Genomic DNA, 16,926 nt, shown 5'->3' with positions numbered 1-16,926 from the left:
TTCAGATGAGTTTTGCGACAGCTGCGGCCAATATACCGGGGTCACCGGCGATAAAAACGGTCTTTTGACGCGCTGTATCGCCGCTGACGACACTGATCTGGGACTTTGACGTACCCAGCGCTTTGGCGAGCAGTACGATGACCGCTGCGTTGGCCTTGCCCTTGTCGGGCACCGCCTTGACCCGGAGCCTGAGCACTTCGTGCCCGTCGTCCCGGGTCTCGAACCCTTCGATGCGGTCGAGCCCGGCATTGGGCGTGACGCGCAGGTGCAGCGTCAGCCCGCCGGGCTCAACCCGATAGGGCGCCATTGGCCGCTAGATGATGCGCCCGACCGCGATCGAGGCGATCCAGTTCTGCAGAAAGAAGATGATCACGAACACGATGATCGGGGAGAGATCGAGCCCGCCCATCGGAGGGATCACGCGGCGGATCGGCCTGAGGATCGGCTCGGTGATCTGGTTCAGCACCCGCCAGACGTTGGCGACGAACTGGTTGCGCGTGTTGATCACGTTGAAATTGATCAGCCAGCTCATGATGATGACGATCAGGAAGATCCACCACACCAGGTTCAGGATGAAGCTCAGCGTCTGCAGCAAGGCGAATAGCATCGGGGCGGCCCTCGGTTTCAACGCCTATTTAGGGGGCGCTGTGCGAAGCGGCAAGCGGATCAGGGGATTATCCCGGCTCGTCGCGACAAAATGGCTGGCTAGCGGCTGCTGCTCGGACGCCAGGTAGCGAGGCGGAAGGCATAGAGCGCAACGACAGCGACCAGCACGGCCAGGGTCACGGGGTCGAGCCAGGCTTCAACGAGGTGATAGTGATCGGCGAGGAGATAGCCTGCGCCCGCCAGCAGCGTGTTCCAGACGACGATACCGACCAGCGAAGCCGCAAAGAAGAGAGGCGGCGGCATGCGTGCGAGGCCGGCCGGCACGGAGATCAGCGTGCGGATGATCGGCAAGAGGCGCCCGAACAGCACGATGGCGGGGCCGAACCGCTTGAACCAGCCGGTGGCGAGGTCGATCTCATCGGCATTGAGGGTGAACCAGCGGCCATAGCGATCGGCCAGTGCCCGCACGCGGCCCAGCCCGAACAGGCGCCCGGCGAAGTACCACGGGATCATGCCGGCGACGGAGCCGAGGGAGGCGGCTGCGACGACACCGATGAAGTTGAGATCGCCGTTGATCACCGAAAAGCCGGCAAACGGGATTATCAATTCCGACGGGATGGGCGGAAACACCGCCTCGACCAGCATCAACAGGAAGATGCCGAAATAACCGAGGCTCGAGATCGTCTCGATGATCCAGTGGGCCATGGGGGCGGGGGCTCCAGGGCGAAAGGGTGTGGTCCCTCGCGAGGGACCACACAGAGTTCAAAATCAGCTGGCCTTGGCCGACCGCATCTGGCGCTTGCGATCATTGGGATCGAGCCAGATCTTGCGCAGGCGGATCGACTTGGGCGTCACCTCGACATACTCGTCGTCGGCGATGTAGCCGAGCGACTGCTCGAGGGTGAGCTTCTTCGGGGTCGTCAGGCGCACCGCTTCGTCCTTGGACGTGGTGCGGATGTTGGTCAGCTGCTTGCCCTTGAGCGCGTTGACCTCAAGGTCATTCTCACGCACATGCTCGCCGATGATCATGCCTTCGTAGATGTCGACGCCGGCATCGATCATGATCGGGCCGCGGTCTTCGAGGTTCCACAAGGCGAACGCTACGGACTGGCCGGTGCCATTCGAGATCAGGACGCCTGTGCGGCGGCCCGGCAGGGCACCCTTGTAGGGCTGGTACTCATGGAACAGGCGGTTGAAGATCGCCGTGCCGCGGGTATCCGAGAGCAATTCCGGCTGGTAGCCGATGAGCGAACGGGTCGGCACGTGGAAGCGCAGGCGGCTGCGGCCGACGCCCGACGGACGGAGATCCACCAGGTCGCCCTTGCGCTCGGTGAGCTTCTGGACGACGACGCCGGTGTGCTCGTCATCAACGTCGATGATCACTTCCTCGATCGGCTCAAGCTTTTCGCCGTTCTCTTCCTTCATCACGACGCGCGGGCGGCCGATGGTCAGCTCGAAGCCTTCGCGACGCATGTTTTCGATCAGCACCGCGAGCTGCAATTCGCCGCGGCCAGCAACTTCGAACGAATCGTTGTCGGTGCCTTCGGTGATCTTGATCGCGACGTTGCCTTCAGCTTCGCGCATCAGGCGTTCACGGATGACGCGCGACTGCACCTTGTCGCCTTCGCGACCAGCGAGCGGGCCGTCATTGATGCGGAACGTCACCGACAGCGTGGGCGGATCGATCGGCTTACTCGGCAGTGGGACGTTGTTGGATGGAATGGTCAGCGTGTCGGCAACGGTCGTGATCTCGAGCCCGGCGATGGCGACGATGTCGCCAGCCTCGGCCTGGTCAACAGGAACCCGCTCGAGGCCGCGGAACGCCAGCACCTTCGAGACGCGGCCCTTTTCCACTTCCTTGCCGTCACGGCTGAGCGCGTGGATGGAGTCGCCGGCCTTAACCGAACCCGAAAAGATCCGGCCAGTCAGGATGCGGCCGAGGAACGCGTTGCGCTCGATGGTGGTGACGAGCATCCGGAACGGGCCCTCTTCCACCTTCGGCTCAGGCACGTATTCCAGCACTTTGTCGAGCAGGGGCCCAAGCGAGTCCTTCGGGCCTTCCGGCTTCTCGCTCATCCAGCCGAGCTTGGCGGCGCCGTACAGCACCGGGAAATCGAGCTGCTCGGGAGTAGCATCAAGCGCGATGAAGAGGTCGAAGATTTCCTCGAGCACTTCGAGGTGGCGCTCGTCGGGACGGTCGATCTTGTTGATCGCAACGATCGGGCGCAGCCCCTGCGCCAGCGCCTTGCCGAGCACGAACTTGGTTTGCGGCATCGGGCCTTCAGCGGCATCGACGAGGATCACCACGCCATCCACCATGGAGAGGATGCGCTCGACTTCGCCGCCGAAATCGGCGTGGCCGGGCGTATCGACGATATTGATGCGCGTGTCTTTCCAGACCAGCGAGGTTACCTTGGCAAGGATGGTGATGCCGCGCTCACGCTCCAGGTCGTTGGAGTCCATCGCCCGCTCTTCAACGCGCTGATTTTCGCGGAAGGAACCGGACTGCTTGAGCAGGACGTCGATCATGGTGGTCTTGCCATGGTCAACGTGGGCGATGATCGCAATATTGCGCAAAGGCATGTGGGACGGCCGATCGAAGAAGGGGAGCTTAGCGCGCCCCCATATCGGAGCGGCATTGCATTCTCAAGACAATTCGCCGAATGGCAGGTCTGCATGCGCCCAATGGTAAAGACCTGAAGAGAGCCTTGAGGGCTGACTCTGCCGCAGATTGGGCTCAGGACGCCCGGCGGAGAAGGGCCGGCACCGGCTTCTGCGCCGCCAGCATCTCGCGCACGGACGCAGCCGAGATCGGCGGCGAGAACAGGAACCCCTGCACCTCGTCGCACCCCTGCGCTCGCACGGCTGCCAGTTGGTCCTCGGTCTCGATACCTTCGGCCGTAGTCGACATGCCGAGCGACTGGCCAAGCCCAATCACAGCCTTGATGATTGCAAGGCTGTCGCCCTTCGACTTCAGATCCCGCATGAAGGTGCGGTCGATCTTGATCTTGTCGAACGGAAAGCTGCGGAGGTAGCTGAGTGAAGAATACCCCGTGCCGAAATCATCCATCGAGATGCGAATGCCGAGCGCCCGCAGGCGGTGAAGCGTCTTCAGCGTCGTGTCGTTGTCATCGAGCAGCAGAGACTCAGTGATTTCAAGTTCAAGCCGCTTGGGGCTGAGACCGGTCTCGCTGAGCGTGCGGACCACGGTTTCGTAGAGCTGCTTGTTGCGGAACTGCACGGCCGAAAGGTTGACGGCGACGCGGACGTCGGCTGGCCAGGTCACGGCGGTACGACACGCTTCCTCCAGCACCCATTGCCCAATTGCGACAATGAGACCGGTTTCTTCGGCCACCGGGATGAACTCGGCAGGCGAGATCTTGCCGCGATCCGGGTTTTCCCACCGTAGCAGTGCCTCAAGGCACGTCACCCGGTTCTGCTTCAGCCCGATCAGCGGCTGGTAGAGGACGCGCAACTCGTTCCGCTCCAGCGCGGTCCTGAGACCTGCCTCGATCGAGCGTCGCCGCTGGATGGAAGCATCCATGCTCGGCTCGAAGAAGTGGAAGGTGGAGCGCCCCTCGTTCTTGGCCTTGTAGAGCGCCAGGTCAGCGTTCTTCATCAGCGCCTCGGCAGTGTCCCCGTCCTGCGGCGCCATGGCAATGCCAACGCTTGAGCCGATGACAATCTGGTGGCCATCAATGGTGAACGGGGTCGCCATGACCTTGACGATCCGATCTGCTGTGGCAGCGGCGTCTGCCGGACGATCCGTGTTGCGCATCAACAGCGCAAACTCGTCGCCACCCAGACGGGCCAGCATATCGTCCTCGCGCGTTGCGCCCCACAGACGGGCCGAAACCTGCTGCAGCAGTTTGTCTCCGAGCGTGTGGCCGAGCGTATCGTTGACAGTTTTGAAGTGGTCGAGGTCGATGTAAAGCACCGCGAGTTTCTCGCCCCGCGAGATGCCCGCCTCGCTTGCTGCCATTTCCTCCAGAAACTGCAGTCGGTTTGGCAGCTGTGTCAGCGCATCGTGACGGGCCATGTGGAAGATCCGCTCCTCCTGCTGGCGCTGTTCGGTGATGTCTTCGTGCGTCGTGACCCATCCGCCATCCTTCATCGGATGATGCTGCATCAGGATGATGCGGCCGTTGAGTTCGTGGATGTTCTTGCCGTACTCGCCCTTTGAAATCACTTCGCGCCGCCACCGGACGTATTCCTCGCGGTCGCCGCCGGCATGCATGCCGTGTTCGAACAGGTAGCCGAGGATATCGTCGAGTTGGGTGCCGGGCTTCAGCAGCGTTTCAGGGAGGTTGTAGATCCGCTGGTAGGGCTGGTTGCAGATCACCAGCCGTCCCTTGGGGTCGTACATGCAGAGACCCTGGGAGATATTGTTCACCGCCGCATCGAGCCGAATGTTCTGCCGCTCGAGTTCGCGCTTGCGCTTCTGGACGATCTCGCTAGTAGCGATTTCTTCGGTGACATCTTCGTGGGTAACAACCCAGCCGAGACCCGGCGAATAGACGTGCCCCGTCTCGATAGTACGGCCGCCGCTCACCAGTTCGCGCACCTTGGCCCGGGCGCCGGACCGGTTCGCGAGCAGCTCTTTCTTGTAACCGGCAAGGAAATCAGCTGGGCCAATATCGGGGTGATTGCCCAGTTCGTCGGAAAGCTTGACGACAGCCGCCAGCGTCATCCCCTTGCGGATACGGCGCTTTGGAAAGCCATAGATGTCGAGGTAGTTCTGGTTCCACATCACCAGGTGAAAATTCGGCGACCAGACGCAAAAGCCGTAGGGAATCGTCTGCATTGCTGCGTCAAGCAGCAATGCATTGTCCCCCTCGACAGCTGGTTGCGTCGTTTTCGCCGTCACGCCGGACAGTCCTGATAGCCCAAATGCGGGTTCCGCGAGGCTATTCGCGCAGCGTTAACGGCCCATTAAATGTGAAGTATGCGTCAGCTTTTGTGATCAGCTGAAAAGGGACGTAACTCGAAAAAGTCGGGCTACGTCCCCATTCGTATTGTCAGAGCCTGCCTTTGAGCTTGAGCTGACGCGCCGCATAGGTCTTGAGCCTGAGCCCGTTGAGCCGGATGAAGCCTTCGGCATCGTGGTGATCGTAAGCCACGGCGCCTTCTTCAAAGGTGACGAGATCCATGTTGTAGAGCGAGTTTTCCGAACTGCGCGCGATGACGCTGGCCGAGCCCTTGTAGAGCTTCACGGTGACTTCACCCGCCACGAATTCCTGGCTCTTGTCGATCAGCGCCTGCAGCATTTCGCGCTCGGGCGAATACCAGAAGCCATTATAGATGAGCTCGGCATATTTCGGCATCAGCTCATCCTTGAGATGCGCCTGGCCACGGTCGAGCGTAATCGACTCGATGCCTCGATGCGCCGCAAGGAGGATCGTACCGCCGGGTGTCTCATAGAGCCCGCGGCTCTTCATGCCGACGAAGCGGTTCTCGACGAGGTCGAGCCGACCGACGCCATGCTTGCCGCCCAGTTCGTTGAGCTTGGTCAAGAGTGCCGCCGGCGACAACGCCACACCGTTGACCGACACCGGATCGCCCTTTTCAAAGCCGATGGTGATGATCTCGGGCGTATTGGGCGCCTTTTCGGGGTCGGTCGTGCGCTGAGCGACGTAGTCGGGAGCGGGGATGGCCGGATCTTCGAGCACCATGCCTTCGGACGAGGTGTGCAGGAGGTTGGCGTCGACCGAGAACGGCGCTTCGCCGCGCTTGTCCTTGGCGATCGGGATCTGGTGCTGTTCGGCGTAGCTCAACAGCGCTGTGCGCGACCGCAGGTCCCATTCGCGCCAGGGCGCGATGACCTTGAGTTCTGGCATCAGCGCGTTAGCTGTGAGCTCGAACCGAACCTGGTCGTTGCCCTTGCCGGTGGCGCCATGCGCAATGGCGTCGGCGCCGGTTTCGCGAGCGATGTCCACGAGATGCTTGGCGATCACCGGGCGGGCGATCGAGGTGCCGAGCAGATACTGGCCCTCATAGAGCGCGTTGGCGCGGAACATCGGGAAGACGAAGTCGCGCACGAATTCCTCGCGTACGTCGACGATACGGATGTCCTTGATGCCGAACATCTCGGCCTTCTTCCGTGCCGGCTCAAGCTCTTCGCCCTGGCCCAGATCGGCGGTGAAGGTGATGATCTCGGCCTGGTAGTGCTCCTGCAGCCATTTCAGCATGATGGAGGTATCGAGCCCACCCGAATAGGAGAGGACGATCTTCTTGATGTCTTTTGCCATGGGATGCGTTCCAACAAATGAGAGCGACAGGATAAACCGAGCGCCGCGCAACTATCTTGCGATTATCGCAAGCTAAGCGCAGTGTGTGGCACAATATGCCAATATGGAGCAATAGGTACGCAGCTCATGCCAGATACCCTGGATGCCATCGACCGCCGTATCCTCATGGCGCTGCAGCGTAACGGGCGCATCTCCAATGTCGAACTGGCCAATGAAGTGGGTCTGTCGCCCTCGCCATGTCTGCGCCGGGTAAAGCTCCTGGAGGAGTCTGGTGTGATCGACCAGTATGTCGCCGTGCTCAATGGCGCCAAGGTCGGGCTGGGGCTGACGGTGTTTGTGCGGGTGTGGTTCAAGACCCAGGATGCGGCCATCACCCAGCAGTTCGCCGAGACGGTGCGAGGCTTTCCCGAAGTGCTTGAATGCTATCTCACCACTGGCGAGTGTGACGCAATCATGCGAGTGGTGACCGAAGACCTGCACGCCTATTGGCGCTTCCAGTCTGACCACCTGACGCGCATCCCCAGCGTGCAGAGCGTCAAGACGGATGTACCGATGGAAACCATCAAGCGAAGCTCCGAGCTCTCTCTCATGTGAGGGGCCAGAGTAACGCCCAGCCGGAACCCGCCATGCCCGCCTTTGTCCCCGACCTGCCAGTTCTCCTCGCCTTTGCGCTCGCGACAGTGATCCTTGCCATCACGCCCGGCCCGGATATGGCGCTGCAGCTCAGCCGGGCCATCAATTATGGGCGGGCGCACGGGCTTGCCTGTGCCGCGGGTGCCATGAGTGGCATCCTGGTGCATACGTGCCTCGTCGCCTTCGGCATTTCGGTGCTGATCATTGCAGCACCGGCGGCGTTTCTGGCACTGAAGATTGCCGGGGCGCTCTACCTGCTATGGCTTGCTTACAACGCCATCGTGCATGGCGGTGGGCTGCGGATCGCCGAGGCCGCAAAGCGGACACCAACGCTGGCAGAGAGCTTTGCGACGGGGGTCGGCATCAACCTGCTCAACCCCAAGGTCGTGCTGTTCTTCGTGACCTTCCTGCCTCAATTCGTCGATGCGCATGACCCGGCGGCGACCGGCAAGCTGTTCTTCCTCGGTGCTGAGTTCATCGTGCTGTCGATCCCGCTGGCGGTGCTGACGGTGTTTGCGGCCGATTGGCTGGCCGCTGCGTTCCGTCGGACCAAATGGGTGGAGCGCGCTCTGAACTGGGGCTTTGCCGGCATCTTCACCGCCTTCGCCGTCACCATCCTCGCAGCTCAGGCGAAACACTGATGAACTACTCACACGCCTTCCATGCCGGAAATTTCGCCGATGTGATGAAGCACATCATCCTCACCCGGCTGATCGAGTATCTGAAGAAGAAGGACGCGGCGTTCCGCGTGATCGATACCCATGCCGGGATCGGCCGCTACGACCTGACCGGCGAGATCGCCAAGCGCTCGCCTGAGTGGGTTGACGGCATCGGAAAGGTCATCGCCAAAGGTCTGCCGCAGAAGGCGACCGCATTGGTGGCGCCCTATCTCGACGTGATCAAGGGCGAAAGCCCGGGCGAAAAGCTCGCGACCTATCCGGGCTCGCCGCTCCTGATCCGCCGCCTGCTGCGGCCGCAGGACCGGCTATCGGCGCTGGAACTCCACCCCGAATATGCCGACCGGCTGGCAAAGCTCTTCGAAGGCGATTTCCAGGTTCGCGTCATCCATCTCGACGGCTGGCTGGCGCTCAACGCCCATTTGCCACCCAAGGAAAAGCGCGGGCTGATCCTCGTCGATCCGCCGTTCGAGGAACTGGGCGAGTTCGACCGGCTCATCGATGGCCTGGTGAAGGCGCACAAGAAGTTCCCCACGGGCATCTACGCGCTCTGGTATCCGCTCAAGGACACGCGCGCGGTGCACGACTTCATTTCGGGGATGGAAGCGACGGGCATCCCGCGCATGCTGCGCGTCGAGCTCAGCGTGCGGCCCGCCTCGAACCCACCGCGGCTTCACGGCTCGGGCCTGATCCTCGTCAACCCGCCGTTTGTGCTGGAAGATGAACTCCGTGCCATCATGCCGGCGCTCGCGAGTCTTCTGGGCGACACCGGCGCCGGCCGTCACAAGATCGAATGGATCAAGGGCGAGTAGACGGCACTTACACTTCGTATTTCAGGTTATTTGTCGTGTCATTCCGTTCAAGCCTCGCACTGTTCAAGGTGCCCTCCCTCGCGCCGACAATGGTTGCCCTGTTGCTCGCAGTGCTCGCCGAGGCGGTGGCGGGTAGCTACACCGCTCTGCTCGCCATCGAAAAGGTCGGGATGAGCCCGCTGGAGCTCACCGCCTTTCTCATGCTGTCGGCAACGGCAGGGATTGTCGGAACGACTTTTCTTGGCGGCCTTTATGACCGCAAGCCCGGGCGGTGGCCGCTCTATGCGACGATGCTGGCCAAGATCGCAGGCTATGCGCTGGCTGGCTTTGTGACCGCGCCGTGGATGCTGATCGTCGTCGGCGTCACGCTGCTCGGCGTCGGCAGCGCCAGCTTTGCCTTGCTCTTCGCCATTGCAAAAGCGCAACTCGACCGCACCGACGAAACAACCTCATCGCGCGGCATGGCGGCGATGCGGCTGCTGACCTCCCTGGGCTGGGCGATCGGACCTGCCATCGGGGCGGTGCTTGTTGCGTTCGGGTCGTTCACTGCAGTTTATCTGGGCGCTGCGGCGCTGGCGCTGATCGGGCTGGCGACCGTGCTGCTGACCCGGCTGGACGTGGTGCCTGCCGCGATCGGGGAACGTCGCGAGCTTGACTTCGGCGTTGCGCGGCTTGCGGCACCTGCGGCGCTGGCCCTCACGCTGTTTCACACCACGATGTTCATGGGATCGACGGCCATGGCGGTGGTGGTGGTGCGCGAACTCGGGACGGCCACTGACGTCGGGCTGCTGTTCAGCCTGTGCGCTGCGCTGGAGGTTTTGGTCATGGGCATATTCATCGTGCGTCCGATGGCGCGGGTGAGCCACGGCCTGCTGATCGCCGGCTTCGTGATCTTCGCGCTGTACTTCGCGGCACCGCTGGTTCTGCCCACGCTCGCTGCGCTCTATTTCGCGCAGGTGCTGCGCGCCGTGGCCATCGCCATCATTTCCATCCTCGGCATGGCCTATATCCAGGAGCTGCTGCCGGGCCGGCCGGGCGCTGCAGCCGCGCTGTTCAGCAACACCATGAGCACCGGTGCGCTGCTCTCGGGACTGGGCTCCGGTCTGTGGGCGGGTGCCTTCGGCTTCTGGTCGATCTTTGACGTGTCGGTGGTGCTGAGCCTCGTGGCCGCCGCGGCGATTGCGCTGGGGCGGCCAGGCAAGCGCCGGCGCATCTCCGGCTAGGCAGATGTGAGCGCGTCGCGCTCCTTCTTGCTCAGGCGCTCCGACGCGCTCTTGAGTTGGCCGCAGGCGGCGAAGATGTCGCGGCCGCGCGGAGTGCGGACCGGCGAGGCGTAGCCGGCGCGGTTGACGATATCGGCGAACTGCTCGATCCGCGACGAGGTCGAGCACTCGTAGTTCGACCCCGGCCAGGGGTTGAACGGGATCAGGTTGATCTTGGCGGGAATGCCGGCGAGAAGGCGCACCAGTTCCCTTGCATCGGCATCGGAATCGTTGATGTCGCGCAGCATTACATATTCGAACGTGATGCGGCGCGCGTTGGATAGGCCCGGATAGTCGCGGCAGGCCTGGATCAGGTCCTTGAGCGGATACTTCTTGTTGATCGGCACCAGCAGGTCACGCAGGTCATCGCGCACGGCATGGAGCGAAATCGCCAGCATGACCCCGATCTCGCGGCCGGTGGGCTCGATGTGAGGGACCACGCCGGAGGTGGAGAGCGTGATGCGGCGCTTCGAGAGCGAAATGCCGGCCTCATCGGAGGCGATCAGCAGCGCCTGCTTGACGTTGTCGTAATTGTAGAGCGGCTCCCCCATGCCCATCATCACCACATTGGTGATGGCACGGCTGTCGCCCTCGGACCCACCCGAACCGCGCGGCGCCGGCACGAGCCCGCCATCATCGGGACGGACACCGCCAGGAAAATCCCCCAGCCGCTCGCGCGCCATCAGGATCTGGCCGAGGATTTCGCCCGCCGTGAGATTGCGAACCAGCTTCTGCGTGCCGGTGTGGCAAAATGTGCAGGTGAGCGTGCAGCCGACCTGCGAGGAGACGCAGAGCGTGCCGCGATCTTCTTCCGGGATGTAGACCGTTTCCACCTCGACCGGTGGCATCAAGGGCGTCTTGGGATCGCGGAAGCGGAACAGCCACTTGCGCGTGCCATCGATGGAAATCTGCTCGGAGACAATTTCCGGGCGATCCAGCACGAAGGTGTCGGCCAGCGTCTGGCGGAAGCCCTTCTGGATATTGGTCATCCGCTCGAAATCGGTGACGCCGTTGTGATAGATCCAGTTCCACAACTGGCTGGCGCGCATCTTGGCTTCGCGCTCGTTGAGCCCGATGCCCATCAGGGCGTCCTTGAGTTCGGGCTTCATCAGCCCGACAAGCGACGCACGCCCCAGCTTGGGGCGGTCAGGATGGGCGTGGTGGTCGAGATCGAGGGCGATGCTCATCGGCGGTCAGGGCTTTCTGCGGCGTCAAGCGCGCGCATAACATAATAGCGCCAGACGCGCAAAGCAGCCCCCGAAACGGTGAACGCGTGCTTAGCTGGCGCAGCTGCTCTCGACGGCCTTGGAAGCGGCAGTTGCGCCCGACAGCGAGAACGTCTCGGTGATCCGGATGCCGGCGTCGCTGGTGCCCTCGACCACGACGCTGGACCCTGCCCGCATCGCGCCCGCCAGATTGTTATTCTCGCTCGGGTTGAGCAGCCAGGCCGCATCCTTTTCCGTGAACAGCTCAAAGCTCTGCCCGTCGACGGTGGCCGTCGCTGGCTGGTCCTGTGCGAAGGTGAACCCGGCCACGATGTTCAGCTCGTTGCGGACGCCCTCAGACGGGCGGTGCGTGAGGTAGAGATACGCCTCGGTGAACCCATCTGGGCTGGGGGCCACATTGGTGGACCGTGTCAGCGCGAAACATACCGGACCGGTCGCCTCGGTCGCCGTATAGGCGGACCAATCGCGATACTGGCCCAGGAGCTTGACCGCCTGTGCCTCCGCTGGCGCAGCGAGCGCAATGACGGCAGCAAAGGCTATGGCGCCGGCAGCTTTGGAGATCATGGATTCGGCCTCATTTGTCGCCTGCTACCTAGCAGGCGGGGCGCGACCCGTCCAATCGTCCGAACCGCGCTGGAGCAGCGATCAGCTGCAGGCCTTGTTGATTTCGCCCAGAGCAGCAGTCACCCCGGCAAGGCTGTAGTTATCGGACATGTTATTGCCCTTTTGCGACGTGCCCTTGACCACCAGCTTGGTGCCCGCCTTCATCGCTTCGACAAATGCCGGCTCGTCGGCTTCGACAGCGAGCCAGGCCGCCTCACCTTCAGTGACCATCGGGAAGGTCTTGCCATCGATGGTCGCCGAGACATTTGCGGCGGTCGGGTTGAACGGATAGCCGACCAGCGTCTGCACTTCGTTCTTGGTGCCCAGCCCCTTGCGGTTGATCACGAGGAAGTGGATCGGGCTGCGGTTGACCGGCTTGCCGCCAACTTCCTTCGGAGACCAGTCATCGGGCTGTGCCGAGATATAGCACATGGCGCCATTGGCATCGGCGCCGGTCCAGGCCGTCCAGGTCTTGAAGGTTCCCAACTGTTTGATGTCCTGAGCCGCCGCTGGCTGCGCCAGTGATGCAGCAAGCAGGCCTCCTGTAAGGAGAAAAGCTAGTCCCAGTCGTTTTGATGTCATTGCCCGAACATCCTTGTCCGTGATTGCGCCATCGGCCGCGACGCTCTGGTATCCTGACACCGCATGGTTACCAAGACCTCAAACCGAAGGAGCATTTGATTTAAGTCGAGACCTTTAGTGGCAATCGTGTCGGCAATTTGACGCCGCCAAGCGCCGTGGATTCTGTTTGACCCTGCTTGGTAAAGGAATCGTTAAGCTGGCGCGCCCGACCCGGCCGTTAGGCGGCGAGCGGATAGGAGTGTTCGACGAGGTAGGGCCCCCCGCCCACCGAGTCCTTGCTGGAGAACAGCACGAACCGGCCCACTGGAAACTCCAGCGGCTGAAACCGGCCGGAAAAGGCCAGAAACTCTGCCATTTCTCCTGCTGAAGTGCCCCGAAGCCTTGCCAGGGCGACGTGCGGCACGAACTTGCGTCCTTCCGGCGTCAGACCTAGCCGCTGCAATACCCGCTCGTGCCCGGCCTGCAGGCGAAGCAGGGCCGCATTGTTTTCCACCCCCGCATAGAGGGCCCGCGGCTTGTCGCCGCCGAAACTCGCCAGATGATTGAGCTTGAGGGTGAAGGCCTCGGAATTGGCGAGCCGGTTGAGCCCATCCGCCACTTCATGTGCGACCTGGAAATCGACGTCGCCGATAAATCTCAAGGTAATGTGATAGTTCTCTGTATCGATCCAGCGTGCGCCGAACAGGCCGCCACGCTTGAGCGAAAGGGCCAGACCAACCGAAGCGGGGACTTCGATGCCGGTAAAGAGTCTGGGCACACCACCCTCCTCTCGACGCCAAAACAACGTGATTCGTGAAGCACGTAGCCTGACGGTAGCGGCGCAGAGTCTGCGCCGCAAGGATTGCCTCTGTCGCAATTGCGTCAAGTTGCACCGCCTGATCGAAGGACCCCGATTAAGCCCTTGAACTGCTACAAGATTAGCGGGGCAGCCGCGACAAAGGCTTCCCTTGTATTCAGCTTTACGAGCCCTCATATTATGACCCAAGCGCTCGTTCAGGGGAGGGACCGTCAGGTCCCGGCGAGCTGTGTTTTGCCAGGAAAGGGATTTGACCATGGCTGAATTCGACCGACCGACTATCGCCGGTGCGCGGGCCGGAACCGCCGCCGTGATCGATCAGGGCCTGCGCAGCTATATGCTGAAGGTCTATAACTACATGACCGTTGGCCTCGTGGTCACCGGCATCGTTGCCTACGGCGCCTTCGCAATGGCGTTCGATGGGTCCGGCCAGCTGACTGGTTTTGGCCAGGCGATCTACCTGAGCCCGCTCAAGTGGGTCGTGATGCTTGCCCCGCTCGCCTTCGTCCTGGTGCTGAGCTTTGGGATCCAGAAGCTTTCGACAAGCACAGCGCAATTGCTGTTCTGGGCGTTTGCCGCTGTGATGGGCCTGTCGCTCTCGTCGATCTTCGCCGTCTATACCGGCGGCTCGATCGCCAAGGTGTTCTTCATCACCGCCGGCACCTTCGGCGCGATGAGCCTTTACGGCTACACCACCAAGCGCGACCTAACCCAGATCGGTTCGTTCCTGATCATGGGCCTGATCGGTATCGTCATCGCCTCGCTGGTGAACCTCTTCCTGCAGTCTGATGGCCTGAGCTTCGCCATCTCGATCGTGGGCGTTCTGGTGTTCGTCGGCCTCACCGCCTGGGATACCCAGAAGATCAAGGAAAGCTACAACGAGGCGCACGGTGCCGAGCTGCTCGCCAAGGGCGCCATCATGGGTGCTCTGTCGCTCTACCTCGACTTCATCAACCTGTTCATGATGCTGCTCCGCCTGTTCGGCAACCAGCGGAACTGATTTCCGCAATCAGCAAGTCTGATTGGAACTTTTGGGGGTCGCGGTCTATCAAGATTGCGACCCTTTTGTTTTGTTGAGCAGCACATGCCCGAGATCACGTTTCGCAAATTCGCCTGGTCTGACGTGCCCGCGATCACCGCCATCTATCGGCACTATGTCGATGAGACGGTGATCACCTTCGAGACCGAAGCGCCGAGCGAGGCCACGATGGCGGACCGCTTCGGCAAGATGCTGGATCTCGGCCACCCAGTGATCATCGCGACTGAAGGCGACAAGGTGCTGGGCTACGCTTACGCATCCTTCTACCGCCCCCGCGCCGCGTACCGCTTCACTTGCGAGGATTCGATTTATCTAGGCCCCGATGCGGTCGGCAAAGGCATCGGCTCGGCCCTCCTCGCCAAACTGATCGAAGAGAGCCGCACCGCCGGCTTCAAGCAGATGCTGGCGGTGATCACCGCCGAACGCGCCAACTCCATCCGGCTGCATGAAAAGGCCGGGTTCCGATATATCGGCAAATACGATGCCCTGGGCTTCAAGTTCGACCGCTGGCTCGACATCGTCCATATGCAGATGGCGCTATGAGCGGCTACACCATTTATCCTCCGGGCGCGGTCGTGCCAGAAGGAGCACAATCGGCAGTTCCCAGCAAGGCGGAGCCGACCGGCGATCTGGTTGCGGACCTTGGGCGGCTGGCGGGGTACGTCCTCAATGCCATTCGCATCGAAAGCTTCAGCCGCCGCCGGATGACTACGATCCCGTCGCGCCGCTCACCCCCGAAGAGATCAAGCGGCTTCGTCCGGCCTCCGAGTTTTTCGCCGAGCGCGGCATTCCGATGCCGAAACCGATGGGACGGCCGAAGTCTGGGCGGACCAAGGTACCTGTGACCATGCGGCTCGATCCGGACGTGCTGGATTTCTACAAGTCCTCCGGCCCTGGCTGGCAGACACGCATGGGAGAAGTGCTGGCAAGAGCAGCGAAGAACTCCGCCTGATTACTTCACCAACGCCAGTTCCAGCACGCGCAACACCGTCGCCAGTTCGTGGCCGCGCTTCAGGATGCGGCCGTCCTGGCTCAGCACCATGTACTGGCCCTGCTTGTTGCGGAGCCTGGGGTTCTTTTCAACCACATAGAGCGGCCGCTCGGAGCTGCGCTTGTAGATCGAGAACAGCGCCCGATCCTTGAGAAAGTCCATGGCGTAGTCACGCCACTCGCCATCGGCGACCTTGCGGCCATAGAGATTGAGAATGGTCGTGAGCTCATGGCGGTCGAAGCTGACCACCGGAAGAATCCGGTTCGGGCGGTTGTTGAAGCCGGTCTGGCTCCCACCGACGAAGTCGATAAGGCGCCCTGCCTCGCCGCGCTCGCTGTCTTCCGCCATTCCCCTTCCCCGTCACCTGAGTGTCATGATTGCGGGATTTGCCGGGCTTGGCAAGCTGAAGTGCAGTTACTCAGAAGTCGCAACAAATCCCATTTCGGTCACATTGCTTCCCTGAACCCGCCAGATTGGCTGCCTAGCTTTTGGATGTTGCCTCCAGTGGCCGGCAACCGGGCTGACCGAGCCCCCAAACCATGATGTTCGGTTGCCGGCCGCCCTTTCATGCACAGTCATTCAAACTCTCGCCCGCGTCACAGGCGAGAGTTTTTTCTTGGTCGAGGGAGAAGCTAACGGGTAAAGCTTGAGGCACCGAGGATCGGGCCGGGCAGGCCGTTGCGCTCTTCCTGAACGAGGATGACCGCACCATTGGAATTGCCAGTCAGCACTTCGGACAGCGGGAGCTTCAGATGCGCGCCGGTGCCGGGCTCCCACATTCCCAGCACCTGACGTCCGGTGACGATCTGGGAGTAGGTCACCTCTTTGCCTTCGTTCTCGCCCCGCTCGATGGCGACGTTGGCGCGATCAATGAAGGTTACGAGCCAAACCACCGCGTCATCGAGGCCGGCCTTGGGCGCGACGGCAACATCGAGCATATCGTCACTGGTGGTGGTGAGGCCCACTTCAAGCGGCAGCGTCGCGCTGGCGAGAGCCGTCTTGACCTCGTCCTCGCGTGAACCGACGACGCTACCAGCACCATTTACCACCAGTTGTGGCGTGAAAATGCGCGACGAACCCCAGCTGTCGGCATAGTCGCGCTGGAGATCCGAATTCGCCTTGGCGCCAAACGTGTCGGCCCAGCCGATATAGTCCCAATAGTCGACATGGTAGGCGAGGGCCACGACGTCCCGGCGCTTGGCGAGTGCGTCGAACATCGCGTCAGCCTTGGGACAGGACGAACAACCCTGGCTGGTGAAAAGCTCGATAACAGCCTTGGCGCCCAGCCTGAGGTCTCCGGCAGCAGCGGGAGAGGCGATGGCGAGCGAGGCGGCAATGACGGCGAAATATCGACGAAAGTTCATGCCAACGTTTTAGGCACGTGGATGGGCGGGGGCGAGTCAAATCGCCGCGATATAGCGTGATCGAGTTAACACGAAACGCCACCCCGG

19 protein-coding genes are annotated in these 16,926 nt (G+C 62.0%); 7 read left to right on the top strand and 12 right to left on the bottom strand.

Annotated features, from left to right (window positions below; all coding sequences use genetic code 11):
- Window position 1: 1 nt before the first annotated feature.
- The 6 genes from ACO06J_RS17020 to ACO06J_RS16995 form a co-directional block, all read right to left on the bottom strand.
- Window positions 2–307, bottom strand: a complete 306-nt coding sequence (locus ACO06J_RS17020) for a DUF167 family protein (protein ID WP_421761907.1) — start codon at window positions 305–307, stop codon at window positions 2–4.
- A 6-nt stretch (window positions 308–313) separates the two neighbouring features.
- On the bottom strand, window positions 314–607 hold the full coding sequence (locus ACO06J_RS17015; RefSeq protein ID WP_421761906.1) for a YggT family protein: 294 nt from the start codon (window positions 605–607) through the stop codon (window positions 314–316).
- A 98-nt stretch (window positions 608–705) separates the two neighbouring features.
- Window positions 706–1,311, bottom strand: coding sequence for a DedA family protein (locus ACO06J_RS17010; RefSeq protein WP_421761905.1), 606 nt, complete (start codon window positions 1,309–1,311; stop codon window positions 706–708).
- 63 nt (window positions 1,312–1,374) lie between these two features.
- Window positions 1,375–3,189 carry a translational GTPase TypA gene (gene typA, locus ACO06J_RS17005; protein ID WP_421761904.1) on the bottom strand — a complete coding sequence of 605 codons (1,815 nt, stop codon included), beginning with the start codon at window positions 3,187–3,189 and terminating at the stop codon, window positions 1,375–1,377.
- Window positions 3,190–3,343: 154 nt separating this feature from the next.
- Window positions 3,344–5,410: an EAL domain-containing protein gene (locus tag ACO06J_RS17000; protein WP_421761903.1), complete on the bottom strand. Its 2,067-nt coding sequence runs from the start codon at window positions 5,408–5,410 to the stop codon at window positions 3,344–3,346.
- A gap of 214 nt (window positions 5,411–5,624) precedes the next feature.
- Window positions 5,625–6,854 (bottom strand): argininosuccinate synthase, encoded by a 1,230-nt coding sequence (locus ACO06J_RS16995; protein ID WP_421761902.1) that lies wholly within the window; start codon window positions 6,852–6,854, stop codon window positions 5,625–5,627.
- 126 nt (window positions 6,855–6,980) lie between these two features.
- Here ACO06J_RS16995 and ACO06J_RS16990 point away from each other — a divergent pair, with 126 nt between their 5' ends.
- Genes ACO06J_RS16990 through ACO06J_RS16975 form a run of 4 tightly spaced genes read left to right on the top strand, consistent with a single transcriptional unit; the run spans window position 6,981 to window position 10,199 of the window.
- On the top strand, window positions 6,981–7,448 hold the full coding sequence (locus ACO06J_RS16990; RefSeq protein WP_421761901.1) for an Lrp/AsnC family transcriptional regulator: 468 nt from the start codon (window positions 6,981–6,983) through the stop codon (window positions 7,446–7,448).
- Window positions 7,449–7,480: 32 nt separating this feature from the next.
- Window positions 7,481–8,128, top strand: a complete 648-nt coding sequence (locus ACO06J_RS16985; protein ID WP_421761900.1) for a LysE family translocator — start codon at window positions 7,481–7,483, stop codon at window positions 8,126–8,128.
- Window positions 8,128–8,976, top strand: coding sequence for a 23S rRNA (adenine(2030)-N(6))-methyltransferase RlmJ (locus ACO06J_RS16980; protein ID WP_421761899.1), 849 nt, complete (start codon window positions 8,128–8,130; stop codon window positions 8,974–8,976). The genes ACO06J_RS16985 and ACO06J_RS16980 overlap by 1 nt, the downstream gene beginning before the upstream one ends.
- A 35-nt stretch (window positions 8,977–9,011) precedes the next feature.
- On the top strand, window positions 9,012–10,199 hold the full coding sequence (locus ACO06J_RS16975; protein WP_421761898.1) for an MFS transporter: 1,188 nt from the start codon (window positions 9,012–9,014) through the stop codon (window positions 10,197–10,199).
- Here the strand turns inward: ACO06J_RS16975 and rlmN are convergent.
- From rlmN to thpR, 4 genes are all read right to left on the bottom strand, one after another.
- Window positions 10,196–11,425, bottom strand: a complete 1,230-nt coding sequence (rlmN, locus tag ACO06J_RS16970) for a 23S rRNA (adenine(2503)-C(2))-methyltransferase RlmN (RefSeq protein ID WP_421761897.1) — start codon at window positions 11,423–11,425, stop codon at window positions 10,196–10,198. The genes ACO06J_RS16975 and rlmN overlap by 4 nt on opposite strands.
- A gap of 90 nt (window positions 11,426–11,515) precedes the next feature.
- Window positions 11,516–12,028 (bottom strand): hypothetical protein, encoded by a 513-nt coding sequence (locus tag ACO06J_RS16965; RefSeq protein ID WP_421761896.1) that lies wholly within the window; start codon window positions 12,026–12,028, stop codon window positions 11,516–11,518.
- 81 nt (window positions 12,029–12,109) lie between these two features.
- On the bottom strand, window positions 12,110–12,649 hold the full coding sequence (locus ACO06J_RS16960; RefSeq protein WP_421761895.1) for an invasion associated locus B family protein: 540 nt from the start codon (window positions 12,647–12,649) through the stop codon (window positions 12,110–12,112).
- Window positions 12,650–12,866: 217 nt separating this feature from the next.
- Window positions 12,867–13,406 carry an RNA 2',3'-cyclic phosphodiesterase gene (gene thpR / locus ACO06J_RS16955; RefSeq protein WP_421761894.1) on the bottom strand — a complete coding sequence of 180 codons (540 nt, stop codon included), beginning with the start codon at window positions 13,404–13,406 and terminating at the stop codon, window positions 12,867–12,869.
- Window positions 13,407–13,701: 295 nt separating this feature from the next.
- Between thpR and ACO06J_RS16950 the strand changes: the two genes are divergently transcribed.
- From ACO06J_RS16950 to ACO06J_RS16940, 3 genes are all read left to right on the top strand, one after another.
- On the top strand, window positions 13,702–14,445 hold the full coding sequence (locus ACO06J_RS16950; protein WP_421761893.1) for a Bax inhibitor-1/YccA family protein: 744 nt from the start codon (window positions 13,702–13,704) through the stop codon (window positions 14,443–14,445).
- Between the two features lie 84 nt (window positions 14,446–14,529).
- A complete protein-coding gene (locus ACO06J_RS16945) occupies window positions 14,530–15,027 on the top strand; it encodes a GNAT family N-acetyltransferase (RefSeq protein ID WP_421761892.1) in 498 nt (165 codons plus the stop codon).
- The gene (locus ACO06J_RS16940) at window positions 14,930–15,436 is read left to right on the top strand and encodes a BrnA antitoxin family protein (RefSeq protein ID WP_421761891.1); all 507 of its coding nucleotides are present in this window, start codon (window positions 14,930–14,932) and stop codon (window positions 15,434–15,436) included. Before ACO06J_RS16945 ends, ACO06J_RS16940 begins: the two co-directional genes overlap by 98 nt.
- On the opposite strand, the gene ACO06J_RS16935 is transcribed toward ACO06J_RS16940, so the two are convergent.
- Both ACO06J_RS16935 and ACO06J_RS16930 read right to left on the bottom strand, forming a co-directional pair.
- Window positions 15,437–15,823 carry a DUF2794 domain-containing protein gene (locus ACO06J_RS16935; protein WP_421761890.1) on the bottom strand — a complete coding sequence of 129 codons (387 nt, stop codon included), beginning with the start codon at window positions 15,821–15,823 and terminating at the stop codon, window positions 15,437–15,439. It abuts the gene before it with no gap.
- Between the two features lie 284 nt (window positions 15,824–16,107).
- Window positions 16,108–16,839 (bottom strand): DUF1223 domain-containing protein, encoded by a 732-nt coding sequence (locus ACO06J_RS16930; RefSeq protein ID WP_421761889.1) that lies wholly within the window; start codon window positions 16,837–16,839, stop codon window positions 16,108–16,110.
- Between the last annotated feature and the right edge of the window lie 87 nt (window positions 16,840–16,926).

The sequence above is a fragment of the Devosia sp. genome, assembly GCF_965229025.1.
Taxonomy (GTDB): Bacteria; Pseudomonadota; Alphaproteobacteria; order Rhizobiales; family Devosiaceae; genus Devosia_A.
This window is presented reverse-complemented; position numbering and strand designations above follow the sequence as displayed.